Consider the following 13,168-nt stretch of genomic DNA (forward strand, 5'->3'; position numbering starts at 1 on the left):
GGTCGCCTGGGGGCCACCTGGGGGCACACGACATGCGCGACGGTGAACGGCCTACTGCTTGACACACGTCGCGCCGGGCCGACATAAAGGATATCGAACCGTGTCCACGACAACGGCTTTTTTGGTCCGCCCGGACCGGCCGTTTGGGGGCCACTTGGGGGCCACACGGCATGCGTGATCACTAACAACCTGCCGGTGGGCGCTCGCCATACCCGGCTCGCCGAGGAGGCATAGTGTGCATGACGTGCGGAAACGGTTAGCCCACGGACCCGCAGGTCAAGTGCGTTAGCAGCTACGCTGAGGGAATCACTCTGGATACCAACCGCAGCCAAGATTCTGACGCTGCCGGAGCGATGAACCCCTCCGGGACATGTGGGCAGACCAAGACCGCCAGCCGCATTGCAACGACCTCCGGAACGTCGGCCGGTCGGGCTGCCGATGCTCCTCCCATCATGTTCTGTCCGTCGGGCCGTAACGCGTCCGCGTCATAACCCCGACCTCGCCATGTCCATCGAACAGTGCTTCGATGGCCGTGTCGGGTATCCCATGGCGTCGTTGTGCCGGACGGACCAGGCCGAGATCGACTGCCGACCGCTTAGGGGAAGCCATGAGTGATCGCAGCACGATCGAATGGACCGAGGTTCTCTGCACTAATTCCGCGCCTGGCAACTCAGAACTTGGATGGCTCGAGAATGTCAGCCCGCATCGCGGCGTTGAGACCCATGTAGGCGGCCCCGCCCTCATCGGCGTGCCAGCCCCCCTCCCATGCCACAACGATTTTTTGCTCCGTGACACCGAAGTGGACCGTTGCAGCATCCGCCACGGCCTGACTTGCGATCAAGAAGAGAGCATCGGCTGCCTCGCGCCATTCCAGTTCGGCAGCCCATGCATGTTCGACTACGTCTGGGTCTTGGTTTGCCAGCTGGGTTTTCGGGTCAGTGACTGTTTCGAGTGCTTGCACTGCGTTCCGCAGGGAACGGAGTGCCTGACTGAAGCGATTCCAAGCCGCCCAGTAGCGGACGTAGGTTTCCCGCCGCTCTTGGCGAAGCTGTCTGAAGTGCTCCTGGCGGAGCTGCTGGTCGATGGTTTGGCTCTGCCAGCGATGGTTCAGGATTACGGTTGCAAAGGCCACGACGCTTGTGATCAGAACGCCACCAAGTGCTCCGGCGAGCGTAGACCAGGCCACAGTGCTGGTCGCCGCGTCAGCTACGACTCCAATTGCGCTCGTCTGACTCATCATGGGGCTCAATCCCCTCATTCGGATCGGACATGGAGGAGCGTCAGTCAGTGCATCTCCCGTAGGCGCTTCGGCTACTCGGCGAACGCTCCGATTCGTCCGACGGCTGGCGGTCTTGTGAGTGCGACATGAGCACCGCTACGAAGATCGAGTGGACTCGGTCGGACGACGGCTCGGCTGGCGCGACCTGGAACCCTGTCACGGGCTGCACTGAGGTGTCCGAAGGTTGCGACCGATGCTATGCGAAGACGTTCACCGAACGGTTCCGCGGCGTCCCGGGCCATCCGTTCGAGCAAGGCTTCGACATCAAGCTGTGGCCCGAACGACTGGGACTCCCGCTGGCCTGGCGAAAGTCTCGCAGAGTCTTCCTGAACAGCATGTCCGACCTTTCTGTCGGGTTGGATGCTCGACAGAGGTCTTCGTTCCTGGTCAGGCGTCCTGTAGCCGCTAGCGGCTGTGCGCGACAGATGTCGCGGACCGAGCGGACGGGCTGTTCGCGGCTAACTGGGTGCGGATGGCAGAACACTGATGATCTCGGCGATGCCGATCGGCGCGGCGATCTCGTGCATCGTGATGAGGTCGCCCGGCGTGAGGTGTCGCCATCGCTGCGGGGTCAGCGGTGCCAGCCGGACCGATCCCTGTTGCCCGGGTTCCAGGGCGGACGCGAACTCCACCCAGATGCGAGCGATGGCCAGGTCTGGTTCGCCGGCGCTGGTGCGGTGCCCAATCTCCCACATGGGTCGCAGAACTCCGGTGCCTGGGATTGCCGATCGGCGTCCGCCGCCTTCGGGCGCGCTGAGCGCGAGGTCGGCTCTGATCACGCCGTTGACCGCTTCGTAGGCCCTCCAGTGGCACCAGGCAACACTTCGATCCAGGCGCATGAGTTCCGCGGCCTCCGCGAGCAGCTGCCAGAAGCGGACGGGCTGCGGGTATTCGTCGCTGACGTCCACCAGCATGCCGAGCGCGAGTTCCCACTCGGTCAGGTCGAGATCGCGTCGGATGTCGTCGACTGTGAGCCCAGCGTCGGTTCGGAAGCCGTCGGTGGCAAGGTCAGTGGCTGCGCTCAGGAGCTCGGCGACGTTCATGGACCGATTGTGGACTGTCGGCAGCTTTTTGAGCTCGTTGGAGTTGCCGCATGAGCACTGCGACGACGATCGAGTGGACGGAGGTCACGTGGAATCCCTCGACTGGATGTGACCGGATCTCCGAGGGGTGCGACAACTGCTATGCCCTGACGCTGGCCAAGCGGCTGAAGGCGATGGGCTCGGCGAAGTACCAGAACGACGGCGACCCTCGGACCTCCGGCCCCGGATTTGGGGTCGCCGTTCACGAAGACGTGATCGAAGAGCCACTGCACTGGCGCCGGTCCAGGAAAGTGTTTGTGAATTCGATGAGCGACGTGGGCCATGCCCGCGTTCCGGCCGCCTTCGTCGCCAAGGTGTTTGCGGTGATGGCGGTGTGTCCGCAGCACTCCTTCCAGGTGCTGACTAAGCGTCCCGGCCGTCTGGCGGCGATGTTGTCGCGGCCGGATTTCCACGCTGGCCTGGTGCGCGCGGCCGTCGAAGACCTGCTCAGCAGGCACCGGGGCCTTGCCGGCCGGCTGGCCGCGCTGGACCGGGACCCGTTCGTATGGCCGTCTCCGAACGTGTGGCTGGGGACGTCGATCGAGTCGGACAACTACTGCCGACGGGCCGACGAGCTGCGCCAGGCTCCAGCAGCGATCAGGTTCCTTTCGCTGGAGCCGCTGCTAGGACCACTGCCGTCACTGGACCTCACGGGAATCGACTGGGTCATCATCGGCGGTGAGAGCGGGCCGAGGCATCGGCCGCTGGATCTGGACTGGGTCCGCGACCTGCGCGACCGTTGTGCGGATCAGCAGGTCGCGCTGTTCTTCAAGCAAGTCGGCGGACGCAAGCCGAAGGACGGCGGGCGGCTGCTGGACGGCCGCACCTGGGATGAGTTTCCGGGCGACCTCCTGGTCGCGGAGTCGGAATGAGGGCGGGCACTGACGGCCTATCTGGGCGAACGCCACTGATAGGCGCCAGGGGAGGTCGCTACGACTTCGCTCGGATATGCCCGCCGAAGGTCTTCGAGTCGGCTGTGGCTGTCGGCCTCGTCAATCGTGATCGGGATCTGCACGATCACGCCGGACTGGGCTGGGTCGGAGACGGTTGCGCGCCAAAAGCCGGTTCCATCGCCAGGGCCGATCTCGATCTCCGGGCAGCGGTCGCCGAGCCAGGAGACGGGTTCGTCGTCGGCGAGCAGGTCCAGCGCTCGTTCCCAGTCGTCGACGTCTGAGGAGGCGATGGTGGTGGCAAGGCGGAGGGTTCCGATGCCTGTTTCAACGATGATCTCGGCCCGGAGGATGTCGTGCAGGTTGAGCACGCCGGGTGTGTGCCGGCCGAGCACCACCACGCTCAGGTGCTGTGACTCATCGCCGAACCTGATGAGCTCGACCGTGCTGGAAGTGTCCATGGGTCGGGGTTGCTTTCTTGACGAGGAGCGCGGACGGCTTGTTGGGACCCTGTCGCAGCGGCGTGGGTCAGGACGGCCACGTTCCGTCAGGCCCACGCTGGATCCAGGCACCGGGCTGGAGCCCGGCGACTTCGACAAGGTCGGAGTTGAGGTTCACCAGCTGCATCAGCGGCGCCTCGACGTCACCTGGGGCTGGGGCGTCCGCAGGGACCATGTGCCAGGTGCCTTCGGGATCGCGGGCCACCATGCCAACCGGGGTGCCGTCGAGAACCGCCTGCGTGGTGAGCACAAGGTAGTAGGGCATGGTCGGGGCGAACGGCCAGTCACCGAGTTCATCGCCGGTCCACGGGCCGGCGGGGTGCCCGGCGCGGTCCAGCCACAGCATCGGCTGGCCAGTTCGGCATTCGTCGTCGACACCCTCGCCCCAGGGGAACAATCCGGCCTTGTCGGGCCAGATCGCCTGGACCATCGGCCACGGTGGTGCCTGCGTGAAGTCCAGGCCTGCGCCAAACAGAGGATTATACCAGCTCGGGTGCACCGGGCGGAAGGTAATCGGTCGGTCGGTAAGCACGCCGTCGCGGCGTTCGTCGGGCTCCAGCACGCGGCCGTCGCGGATCTGGTCCCCGATCTTGTTGACGAAGCGCATCGCGGTCTGGAACGTCACACCCATCAGGCAGACCTCGGGGCTGCGCAGGGAGTGCCACAACCCGATGGAGTATGCCCAGTCCTCGGTCTTGTCGCCGTAGACGCCCATGACATGCCAGCCGTGGCCGCGGACGCTCTGAACGATGCGCCGGTCTCTCACATCCCAGGCGGACTCATCGACAGGGTCCTGACACAGCAGGCAGTGACACGGGTCGAGTGCTTGATCCACGCAGGCAGGCTACTGGGTGACCTTCCCATCCCACCAGGGGCGTCAGCGCGGGGAAGAGCTTCGCCCATCACGGGTTCAGTTGCTTCCTCAGACGCCGGTTGGTTTCGCGGGCGGCGGCCAACTCCTCCTCGCGTTCTTCCAGCGCGCGTTTGAGGTCCAGCGCTACTTGACTCTGCTCCTCGAGCTCTGCCTGCAAGGCCGCGGTGCCGATCGGGGCGCCGAGACCGCTGCGGGCGAACACCTGCTGTCCGAGGATCTCCGATAGCCGGTCCTCGAGGTCTTTGACGTGCTCGGAGAGTCTCCGGTTGTGCTGGGCCAGGTTGGCATTGGCCGCCAGGGCCGAACGGTGGCTGAGCGCAGTCGATGCCGGGGATGCAGTGGTGACCGCCGCGGCGGCGGCCCTCAGCACGGCTTCGCGCAGATCGGGATGCCGGTGGATGAAGGAGCGGTGGACGCGGGCCCGAGCCGCGACCGCCGAGATGGTGACCTCCGACCCATCGGCATGCATCGCGGCCAGCGCCTGCCGGACGCGCTGCCGGCGTTGTTCGACGTCGCGCCGTCGAGCCTGGACCAGGGCTGACGCCTCCACGACCTCAGTCATCGGTTGTCCCGCCAACGGCACGGGTGTCGGGCATGCTGAGGTTCACGACCTGTCGTGTCTTGCGCACGACCGCAACCGCCTCGGCGATCAGCGCCTGGTCGTCTGCGCTGAGCTCGGTGAGGTCGTCCTCAACCCTGCCGATGAGCTCCCGCAGCCGGGTGATCTCCTCCTCGGGAGGGGCGACGTGCTCGCGGGCCCAATCCTCCAGGTCAATGGCGGCCAGCAGCCGTTCCCGGTCGGCGAGCTTCTGCTGCAGGTAGGACTTCAGCTCCGGCAGGTAGGACGGATCGCTTCGGAAGTGCTTGCAGCCCAGGCAGGTGAACTTGTAGGGGCAGGCCTGCCCGCCGGCCTTGACGTTCGAAGGCTCGATGCAGATTCCGAACGGCACCGCGACCTGCCCGACGCGCATCCGGGCGTGCTCGTCGGCCAGCAGACCGCCGATGGCGCGGAACACGCGCCGGCCCTGGGCGTCGAATTGGTGGTCGGCGACCCGGTCGACGGCCTCGCGCATGCGCTTGGCAGGGACCTGATAATAGCCGAGCGTCGACTGGATCTTGTCGTGCCCGAGGAGGTCTTGCAGCACGTCAGGAGGCGTTCCGGCATCGGCGTGGCGCTGGGCAAAGCTGTGCCGGTAGCCGTAGGGGATGACTTTCAGCCGGTCGAACACCTCGGTGCGCACCGTGCCGTCGGGCGCGGTGACCTGGCAGGTAAGTCTGTCGGCGATCGCGTTGATGAACCGCCGATGGGCGTTAGTGAAGGTCTGCTCGGTGTAGGGCTTGGTGCCGCGCGGGTTGCTGTTGTCGCGCGGGAACAGCACGAGCTCGCGCGGCGGCGTGTCCGGGAATCTGATCCTGGCCTGGTCTTGGGCCGCGGCGATCAGCGCCCCGGTGGACTCCCCGATAGGCAGCCGCATGCCGGGCTTATGGTTCTTGGAATCGGTGTAGATCAGCACAGGTTTGCTGTCCTTGTCGCGGTCCAGGCAGTCCCAGGCCAGCTGGCAGATCTCGTCGGGACGGCGGTCGGTGTCTATGAGCGACTCGACCATGCGGCGACAGTCCAAGCCGCTGCGGGCCTCCAGGACGTCGAGGTTGTCGTCGATGATCCGCAGGCAGCCCGCGGGTGGTGCCGTCCTTGTCCGGAACCGAAGGGACGTCGTCACGGGTCACCACGAAGTCGTCGGGCAGGCCGGAGGCGATCTGCCCGGGGCGGCTCAGCCCCAGGGCCCTGAGATCGAACAGTAACCGCCGCAGGTCACGGCAGATCCCGAGGCGCATCCCCTCGGTCAGCTCCCCGGTCCGCTGTTGGTGGGCCAGCCGGGCATTAACGCGACGATGTCGGATCGGCCCAAAGTGCCCGGGTCCACGCCGCGATCGTTTCGGTCGGCAAGGCTCGCCGAGAGCCTGGAGACCGCGGCGACCACGGTTTTCGCTTTCGCGCCGGACTGCCGTCCCCGGTGGCGCGGGAGGTCCTCCTCGGCCCAGTGCTTGGCGACGTCACGCAGCCACGGCTGGCTGATCCCGGTGAACCGCAGGAAGCCGCGGGTCCCGAACACCGCCAGGTCCCAGACGTCCTTGGCCCGTTCACTGTCCGGTGTCGCCAAGCGCAGCCGCACCGCGCTCTTCAACGACCGCAGCAACTGGTGAGCGTCGTGACGGCTCCCTTTGATCGCCTCGGGATCAAGGCCGTGGATGCTGGCCGCTTGCGTCTCACGCAGCGCGGCAACGATGGAGCGCAGCGCGGTCAGCGGGGTCTTGGTTCCAGCATCGGTCCGCACCTGCACGCCGGCCAAAAGCTCGAGCCGCACCTGCTCAGGCAGGCCCTTCATGATGACGACGCTGTCGTTGACGATCGGGTCGCACCGGGCGAGCCAGTTTTCGAAATCGGGATCCGGATGGGCATCGCGGTGCCGGGCCCAGCGTTGCCAATGCGGAGCGCACAGTCCCAAGCTCGAGGTGTCGACCAGCCGGCTGCAGGAGGCAACGCGGCACCGGCCGAACCCGGGCAGCGGCGAGGCCAACGCGGCGAACTCCTCAGCGCTCAGGCGCGGTCTGAGCACTCGGGCGTCGTGGTGGGACCGGCACCAGCCTTCCCGCCGCACCGCCGCACGCTCGCAGTTCGGGACGCGGCACATCTTGTGGCCCCGGCTGGACTTATCCGCTGGGACCGCGGCGAACTCCTCCAAGCCCAGGCCGCTACCGACGTACCGGCTTTGGCACGGACGACACAGCACGGCCGCGCCCTTGCGGATCCCGGCCGTGCAGTTCACCACCGCGCACTCTCGCAGGCCCAGCAGCCGATGGTCTCGGGGCGGAGCCATGACCTGATCGGCCTCGTTCCATCCGGCCTCGGCCAGGAAGCCGGCCCGCAGCGTGCTTCGCAGAAGCCGGATCTGCTCCGGCTTGCCGGTGCCGGCCGCGGCCGATGCGACATCGGGCAGGCTCACCGTTCGTCTCCCGCGCGTGGCGAGGCGACACGATCCACGGCCGCGCGTAGCCGCTGTGGTGAGGGATGCAGATACACCTGGCTGGAGGTAATCGCGGCATGACCCAGCAGCAACTGGATCTCATCCAGCGTCCCGCCGCCCTCTGCGATGTTCGTGGCGAACCGGTGTCGCAGAAGGTGCGGGTGGACACTGCGGTCAAGACCGGCCCGCTTCGACAGGGCCGTCAACAGTTCGTTGAGCGCCTGCGGACGCATCGGAGCCCCGATACGTCCCCGGAACAAGTTGACCAGCACGAATTGTCCCGACTCCGACATTATCCCGAACGCCCGGCCCGACCGCCGGGTAGCGGCATGAGAGCCCTGCTTCCGTCGAGATAATTCCGGTTGCTCTACAAGTGATTTCTGACGCCTATGACGGGGCACATTTCGACGGCTTGAAGCGGGCCCACCTGCGGGACGGTTTCACGCGGGCCCACCTGTGACCTTCAGCGCTTGACGACGGTGATTCTGCAGGGGTAGACGGCCGCCATCGGGGCGTAAGCGTTCAACGGTGGAGCGCTTTGACGAGCGGAATCCAGAAGACCTGGTCGTCCGAAGGAACGAACACCTCGGGGACCTCGACGCCGAACTCGTAGAAATCTGTCGCTGACCTGCACCACATGGACGGAGTCGCACACGTGGCGAGTTGCCGTATGGACTGACGGAGCTGAAGCAACTGTCCGTCTGCCTCTGTGATGAAGGCAGTCATCGTCATGCCGCGAGCACGGTGATCGCGAAGGTAGGTCGAAACCGCCATGGCGTCTTCGCCGTCGACCTCCGACAAGGCCGAGAAGTCGAAGTCGTACTGGTAGACGCGTTGTCCGCTGGCATGTGTGAGCCGGCGGGCCTGGACCGTCGGCGTGGTCCGGATAGCGGCGGCGATCACCGTGCGCCAGTCCTTGCCGAACTCTTCGCAGATGGATCTGATTCCCACCCACTGCTTGCCGGTCTTCGCGCTTTCGGGAGGAGACATCCGTCGGTAGGTGACGTCGCCGATGCTCATGCCCTGGGTGATGCCCTTGGCCGTTGTGCTGGACCACGCCGATCGCTGGCTGTCGAGATTCGCCAGCGAGGTCTTTGCCACGTCTCGATCCCTGTGGCGAAGATCCTTGAGTCGCACGTCGATTCTGACTGTAGAAATGCCTTCGACTGTGGTCGAGATCCGTTCGCGCAGCTCGCTGTCGATCTCAGGGCTCGGGGGCCGAAGGCGGGGTATCCACGTCATTGGCAGAGGCTACCGGGTCCGTCAGGCTACGAAAACCGGGTGATGTGGTGATAAAAGCCTGGCACCAGGGGCCGGGACACTCGTCACGCCGGATAGAGGTCGGCCCGCGTGAAATCGTCCGTATGCCGTGCCCCAGTCGGGCCGTCGAAGTGGGCCCCGGTACAACCGTCTGAATTATCTACAGGGCTTCGAGGAAGGCGAGGAGCTGGTCGGAGGGCTGGAACCGGCCGGGCGGGACGTCGGGTGGTGCGGTGCGGTCGAGTGCCTGTTCCTTCAGCTTCAGGTCGGCGTGGGTGTAGACCTGGGTGGAGCGGATGTCGTGGTGGCCGAGCCATAGCGCGATGACGGCGTTGCCGACGCCGGCGTGGCGAAGGTGCATGGCGGTCGAGTGTCGCAAGGTGTGGGGCGTGAGGTTTTTGTCGGCCAGTGAGGGGCACGAGCATGCGGCAGCCTTCTGATACTTGGTGATCCGGGCGTGGATGGAGTCGCGGGACATCGGGGTGCCTTGCCTGGTAGTGAACAGTGGGTCTTCGGCGCGGCCTGGGCCGGGATGCTCGGCGAGCCAGTCGCGAAGCGCTGCGATGGTGGAGGCGTCGATCGGTGTGCTGCGTTCCTTGCGTCCTTTCCCGAGGCAGCGCACGTGTGCTCCGGTGCCCGTGTGGAGGTCGCGTCGCGTCAGTTGGATGAGTTCGGAGACGCGCAGACCGGTGCGCAGGGCGGTGAGGAGCAAGGCGTAGTCGCGGCGGCCGATCCAGGTGCCACGATCGGGAATGGCCAGGAACGCCTCGCTTTCGGCGTCGGTGAGCCAACTGACGATGGCGGTGTCGGTGCGGCTGGCCTCGATGGCGAGGACGCGCTGGATGGTGGCCGCGTTGTCCGGGGCTCGGAGGGCGGCGTAGCGGAACAGCGAGCGGATCGCTGACAGGCGCGTGTTGCGGGTGCGTGGGGTGTTGCTGCGATCGGTGTCGAGCCAGCGCAGGAAGGAGGTGATTAGGTCGGCGTCGAGTTGGGCGAAGTCCAGCTTCCAGGGCGGGACGCCGGTGGTCTGCTGGGCGAAGGTGAGCAGCAGGCGGAAGGTGTCGCGGTAGGAGCGGATGGTGTGCTCGCTGGCCCGTTTCTGGGTGATCATCCGGTCGGTGAAGAAGCTCTGCATTATTGGTGCGAGATCGCTTACGGGGGCGCCTCCTGTGCGCGGTGGCGGTCGGCCCGTTCTGCGGCGAGGGCGAGCAGTTCGGGGCTGGCCTGCAGGTACCAGTAGGTCGCTTCCGGGTCGACGTGGCCAAGCCAGGTGGACAGGGCCGGCAGCCGCGTGTCGACATCGGCGCCGGAGCGATACCAGCTGATCAGGGTGTTGACGGCGAAGGTGTGGCGAAGGTCCTTCAACCTCGGTCTGGTGCGGTCCGAGCGCGGCCGGATGCCGACGGCGTGGGCCAGGCGGACGAAGGACCGCTCGGTGGAGATCACGTTCAGGCGGGTGCGCTGCATGGAGACCAGCAGGCTCGGCTCGACCGGGTGGGGGTAGTGCCGGTCGCGGTGGCGGCCGTAGTCCAGCAGCGCGGTGATGGTGCTGGGGTCGAGTACGAGTTGGCGGGACTTGCCGTACTTGCTGCGCACCACGGTCAGGGTGGCGTCGTCCGGGTCGAAGTGCCCGCGGTCCAGGCGGTAGGCCTCGCTCGGCCGCAGGCCGGTCACGGCCAGCAGCCCTATCAGTGTCTGGTAAGTCAGGCCCGCAGGGCCGTGGCGCATCCGCCCGGCGGCCCGCATCAAGGCGGTCACCTCCTCGTCGCTGAACAGGTAGGGCATGAGGCGCGTGTACTGGCGCGGGAGTAGGTCGGCGGGCGGCGCCTGGTAAACCGGGTTGAGGGTGTGCAGATGCACCGCGAAGCCCCGGACGGCGCAGGCGCCGGTGCCCAACGTCGGGTTGTCGTCGTGGCCGGCGCGGGGCGAGCCGAGGTCGAAGAACGCGGCCTTGCCCGGCCCGAACACGGCGGCCAGGCGCCGCAGGGTGCTGCGGCGGTCGGCCCAGTAGTGCGAGACGGCGTCCACGCCCAGCCCCACCGCCCACCACGCCGGGCGGGCCGGCAGGCCGGTCACGGTGAACGCGGCCCACAGCGCGGCGGCCTTCACCGCGGCCAGCACCGCGACGTGCCGCGCGCACGCGGCACGGGCGGCCCAGCCGGGCCCGCCCTTGGACAGGGCTTGTGTCGGGGTCTGGAACCAGTGGTCCCCGACCTGGTGAGCGGCGTACAGCGCCACGAACGACACAGCCAGCACAGCCGGTAAGGTGTTCACAGGTCCACCCCCTGCCGCTGGTTCCGGGCCGCGGCCAGCAGCGCCGGCACGTCGTTGAGGGCGGCAACCAGGAACGTCGCCAGCGCCTCGCAGTAGGTTTCGATCAGGTAGGGGTCGCAGCAGTCGTAGACGCTCCACTGCCGGTCGCGGTCTTCCGCCGGGTGTTCCGGGGAGTCGCAGACCGGCATGATGCCGTCCGCGCTCTCCGAATCGGTGATGACGACCCGCCAGCGGCGGCCGACCGCCAAGCGGTGCGCCGCAGCGTTGCCCAGGCGCCGCACCGCCGCGTCCAGCTCGGCGTCCGCTTGGGCCTGGAGGTGGTCCAGCGCGGCGGTCAGCAGCGGCCGGTGCGCCTCGTACAGCCCGCCGACCGGCGCGAGCCTCGCGGCCAGGTAGTCCAGGTCAGTCAGGGGCCACCAGGCCACGTCCGCGGCATCGTCGCCTGCGGTCGCGGCAACCTGGGCAGGCAGCTGGTACAGCGCGGCAGTGGAACACACCCAAGCGTGGTCGGAGTTGCGCCAGTCATCGACGTAACCGCAGCGCAACACCTGCGGGCTGTGCCGGGTCAGGTCCACGCCAGTTTCCTCGCGCAGCTCCCGGATCAGGGCCTGCGGGGCGGTCTCGCCGGGGTCCACCATCCCGCCGGGGATCGCCCAGGCGCCGACGTCCCTACGACGGATCAGCAGCACCTGCCGGTGCCGGCGATGACGATCGGATCGGCGGCCTGGTTCTCACCCCAGGCGCCGAGGTTGCGGCCAGCCTTGCCGGTACGGCCGGTGGGGTTCAGCGGCCAGCCGGTGAACCCGTCCAGGTCGAACGGGACCAGCGCCGCGGCCTGACAGGCCGGCCAGTCCGGCACGTCGCACGGGCCCTCGTACGGCTCGGCCCAGCCCTCGGCGACCGCACCGGGCAGACCGGCGGGCTCCCGCGCCGGCGGGGTGATGTCCACCGGCGCGTACCCGGCCCAGGACACCGCCCAGGACCGCAGTGCAGCGGGAATCTCGGTGGTGGTCGTCATCGCGCCGCCTCCCGGTCCTGGGTGCCGGTGCCGGTCAGCTGGCAGGCCGGGCAGTAATCGGCGTGCGGGTGGTGGTCGTGGACCAGGTAGGCGTCGTTCTTGCCGTCAGTCGCGGCGATGTCGGCCACCGCGTCGTGCAGCGCGGCCAGCACCAGCGCCCGCGCCGAGGTCTTGCCGGAGCGGGGCAGCCCGCCGATGAGGACGTTGTCGGCCACCAGCGCGGCGGCGGCGATCTCGTTAGTCGGCGCCCAGGCCGAGGCGAGCGCGTCGGCATTGATCTGCTCGATCAGCACGGCGGCGACCTCGACGTGCCGGGCATCGGTGGCGTTGTCCGCCTCCAGCCGCGCGGCGGCCTCGACGTGGTCACGGATCAGGGTGTTACGGCGAGCAATGTCGGTCAGGTAGCTGTCCAGCACGTGCTGGATCGCGAAGGTGTCGGCAGTCATCGGGATGCTCCCTTGGGAGTCGAAGAATGCGAAGTCGGGGTGTGCGTGGCGTCTGACGGGCCGACGCTGGGGGTGCCGTCCAGCGGCGTGGGCGGGCCGGGCGTGGTGTCCCCGGTCGGGGCGAAGCGCAGCAGCGCCAGGAACGCGGCGGCCATCAGCGCGCCCAGGATCAAGCTCGTCAGCAGCGACTGCCACCAGCGCGGGACCGGCGGCGTCACCAACTGCGCGGCCTGCGCCCGGAACGTCTTGTTCCGCTTGTAGATCCGCCGCTCGCGGGCGACGATGAACGCCGCCACCGCCGCAGGCACAGCCCACGCGCTCATCGGTTCACCGCCGCGCGGCTGGTCTCGGTCAGCGGCGTGCCGGTCTGAAGTGCCTCGATCACCCGCGCGTACTCGCGGTAGGTGACCGACGGCGCCGGCAAGCTCGTCAGTCCGGCCAGCGGTTGAAGGAACGGGGTGTCGGCGTCCAGGTCGTCGTTCTCCTGGTCGAAGAATCGGCCCTGCGGCAGCCTCACAC

At 67.6% G+C, this 13,168-nt stretch carries 17 protein-coding genes and 1 pseudogene; 2 read left to right on the top strand and 16 right to left on the bottom strand.

What is annotated here, in order from left to right; translation table 11 throughout:
* Positions 1-670: 670 nt before the first annotated feature.
* Positions 671-1,240 (bottom strand): hypothetical protein, encoded by a 570-nt coding sequence (locus tag ABH935_RS32955; protein WP_370381854.1) that lies wholly within the window; start codon positions 1,238-1,240, stop codon positions 671-673.
* Between the two features lie 125 nt (positions 1,241-1,365).
* On the opposite strand from ABH935_RS32955, the pseudogene ABH935_RS32960 reads away from it, so the two are divergent.
* Positions 1,366-1,626, top strand: a pseudogene (locus ABH935_RS32960) (DUF5131 family protein); the annotation flags it as partial.
* Between the two features lie 111 nt (positions 1,627-1,737).
* On the opposite strand, the gene ABH935_RS32965 reads toward ABH935_RS32960, so the two are convergent.
* Entirely contained in the window at positions 1,738-2,322 is a 585-nt protein-coding gene (locus ABH935_RS32965) for a hypothetical protein (RefSeq protein ID WP_370381855.1), read from the bottom strand.
* Positions 2,323-2,372: 50 nt separating this feature from the next.
* Here ABH935_RS32965 and ABH935_RS32970 point away from each other — a divergent pair, with 50 nt between their 5' ends.
* Complete coding sequence (locus ABH935_RS32970) at positions 2,373-3,233, top strand: DUF5131 family protein (RefSeq protein ID WP_370381856.1); 861 nt, start codon at positions 2,373-2,375, stop codon at positions 3,231-3,233.
* Between the two features lie 17 nt (positions 3,234-3,250).
* Here ABH935_RS32970 and ABH935_RS32975 read toward each other — a convergent pair whose 3' ends face one another.
* The 14 genes from ABH935_RS32975 to ABH935_RS33040 form a co-directional block, all read right to left on the bottom strand.
* Positions 3,251-3,712, bottom strand: coding sequence for a DUF5959 family protein (locus ABH935_RS32975; protein WP_370381857.1), 462 nt, complete (start codon positions 3,710-3,712; stop codon positions 3,251-3,253).
* A gap of 67 nt (positions 3,713-3,779) precedes the next feature.
* Positions 3,780-4,586: a DUF4262 domain-containing protein gene (locus tag ABH935_RS32980; RefSeq protein ID WP_370381858.1), complete on the bottom strand. Its 807-nt coding sequence runs from the start codon at positions 4,584-4,586 to the stop codon at positions 3,780-3,782.
* A 67-nt stretch (positions 4,587-4,653) separates the two neighbouring features.
* Positions 4,654-5,187: a DUF6262 family protein gene (locus ABH935_RS32985; RefSeq protein ID WP_370381859.1), complete on the bottom strand. Its 534-nt coding sequence runs from the start codon at positions 5,185-5,187 to the stop codon at positions 4,654-4,656.
* Complete coding sequence (locus ABH935_RS32990) at positions 5,180-6,232, bottom strand: tyrosine-type recombinase/integrase (RefSeq protein WP_370381860.1); 1,053 nt, start codon at positions 6,230-6,232, stop codon at positions 5,180-5,182. Before ABH935_RS32990 ends, ABH935_RS32985 begins: the two co-directional genes overlap by 8 nt.
* A gap of 237 nt (positions 6,233-6,469) precedes the next feature.
* Positions 6,470-7,630 (bottom strand): transposase, encoded by a 1,161-nt coding sequence (locus ABH935_RS32995; RefSeq protein ID WP_370381861.1) that lies wholly within the window; start codon positions 7,628-7,630, stop codon positions 6,470-6,472.
* Positions 7,627-7,923: a tyrosine-type recombinase/integrase gene (locus tag ABH935_RS33000; RefSeq protein WP_370381862.1), complete on the bottom strand. Its 297-nt coding sequence runs from the start codon at positions 7,921-7,923 to the stop codon at positions 7,627-7,629. Before ABH935_RS33000 ends, ABH935_RS32995 begins: the two co-directional genes overlap by 4 nt.
* Positions 7,924-8,173: 250 nt before the next feature.
* A complete protein-coding gene (locus ABH935_RS33005) occupies positions 8,174-8,893 on the bottom strand; it encodes a hypothetical protein (protein ID WP_370381863.1) in 720 nt (239 codons plus the stop codon).
* Positions 8,894-9,071: 178 nt separating this feature from the next.
* A complete protein-coding gene (locus ABH935_RS33010) occupies positions 9,072-10,022 on the bottom strand; it encodes a tyrosine-type recombinase/integrase (RefSeq protein ID WP_370381864.1) in 951 nt (316 codons plus the stop codon).
* A gap of 41 nt (positions 10,023-10,063) precedes the next feature.
* Complete coding sequence (locus tag ABH935_RS33015; protein ID WP_370381865.1) at positions 10,064-11,167, bottom strand: tyrosine-type recombinase/integrase; 1,104 nt, start codon at positions 11,165-11,167, stop codon at positions 10,064-10,066.
* Between the two features lie 14 nt (positions 11,168-11,181).
* Positions 11,182-11,874, bottom strand: coding sequence for an NUDIX domain-containing protein (locus ABH935_RS33020; protein ID WP_370381866.1), 693 nt, complete (start codon positions 11,872-11,874; stop codon positions 11,182-11,184).
* Positions 11,865-12,203, bottom strand: coding sequence for a hypothetical protein (locus ABH935_RS33025; RefSeq protein ID WP_370381867.1), 339 nt, complete (start codon positions 12,201-12,203; stop codon positions 11,865-11,867). The genes ABH935_RS33020 and ABH935_RS33025 overlap by 10 nt, the downstream gene beginning before the upstream one ends.
* Positions 12,200-12,649, bottom strand: a complete 450-nt coding sequence (locus ABH935_RS33030) for a hypothetical protein (protein ID WP_370381868.1) — start codon at positions 12,647-12,649, stop codon at positions 12,200-12,202. The genes ABH935_RS33025 and ABH935_RS33030 overlap by 4 nt, the downstream gene beginning before the upstream one ends.
* Positions 12,646-12,972, bottom strand: a complete 327-nt coding sequence (locus ABH935_RS33035) for a hypothetical protein (protein WP_370381869.1) — start codon at positions 12,970-12,972, stop codon at positions 12,646-12,648. Before ABH935_RS33035 ends, ABH935_RS33030 begins: the two co-directional genes overlap by 4 nt.
* Positions 12,969-13,166, bottom strand: coding sequence for a hypothetical protein (locus ABH935_RS33040; protein WP_370381870.1), 198 nt, complete (start codon positions 13,164-13,166; stop codon positions 12,969-12,971). Before ABH935_RS33040 ends, ABH935_RS33035 begins: the two co-directional genes overlap by 4 nt.
* Between the last annotated feature and the right edge of the window lie 2 nt (positions 13,167-13,168).

Origin of the sequence: Catenulispora sp. GAS73 (assembly GCF_041262085.1) — a bacterium.
Classification (GTDB): domain Bacteria; phylum Actinomycetota; class Actinomycetes; order Streptomycetales; family Catenulisporaceae; genus Catenulispora.

Bases quoted from the DNA above. Each gene is read 5' to 3' on its own strand.
- ABH935_RS32975 (WP_370381857.1), bottom strand. From the start codon at position 3,712: ATGGACACTTCCAGCACGGTCGAGCTCATCAGGTTCGGCGATGAGTCA.
- ABH935_RS33025 (WP_370381867.1), bottom strand. From the start codon at position 12,203: ATGACGACCACCACCGAGATTCCCGCTGCACTGCGGTCCTGGGCGGTG.
- ABH935_RS32990 (WP_370381860.1), bottom strand. From the start codon at position 6,232: ATGGTCGAGTCGCTCATAGACACCGACCGCCGTCCCGACGAGATCTGC.
- ABH935_RS32955 (WP_370381854.1), bottom strand. From the start codon at position 1,240: ATGATGAGTCAGACGAGCGCAATTGGAGTCGTAGCTGACGCGGCGACC.
- ABH935_RS32970 (WP_370381856.1), top strand. From the start codon at position 2,373: ATGAGCACTGCGACGACGATCGAGTGGACGGAGGTCACGTGGAATCCC.
- ABH935_RS33005 (WP_370381863.1), bottom strand. From the start codon at position 8,893: ATGACGTGGATACCCCGCCTTCGGCCCCCGAGCCCTGAGATCGACAGC.
- ABH935_RS33030 (WP_370381868.1), bottom strand. From the start codon at position 12,649: ATGACTGCCGACACCTTCGCGATCCAGCACGTGCTGGACAGCTACCTG.
- ABH935_RS33035 (WP_370381869.1), bottom strand. From the start codon at position 12,972: ATGAGCGCGTGGGCTGTGCCTGCGGCGGTGGCGGCGTTCATCGTCGCC.
- ABH935_RS32965 (WP_370381855.1), bottom strand. From the start codon at position 2,322: ATGAACGTCGCCGAGCTCCTGAGCGCAGCCACTGACCTTGCCACCGAC.
- ABH935_RS32985 (WP_370381859.1), bottom strand. From the start codon at position 5,187: ATGACTGAGGTCGTGGAGGCGTCAGCCCTGGTCCAGGCTCGACGGCGC.
- ABH935_RS33010 (WP_370381864.1), bottom strand. From the start codon at position 10,022: ATGATCACCCAGAAACGGGCCAGCGAGCACACCATCCGCTCCTACCGC.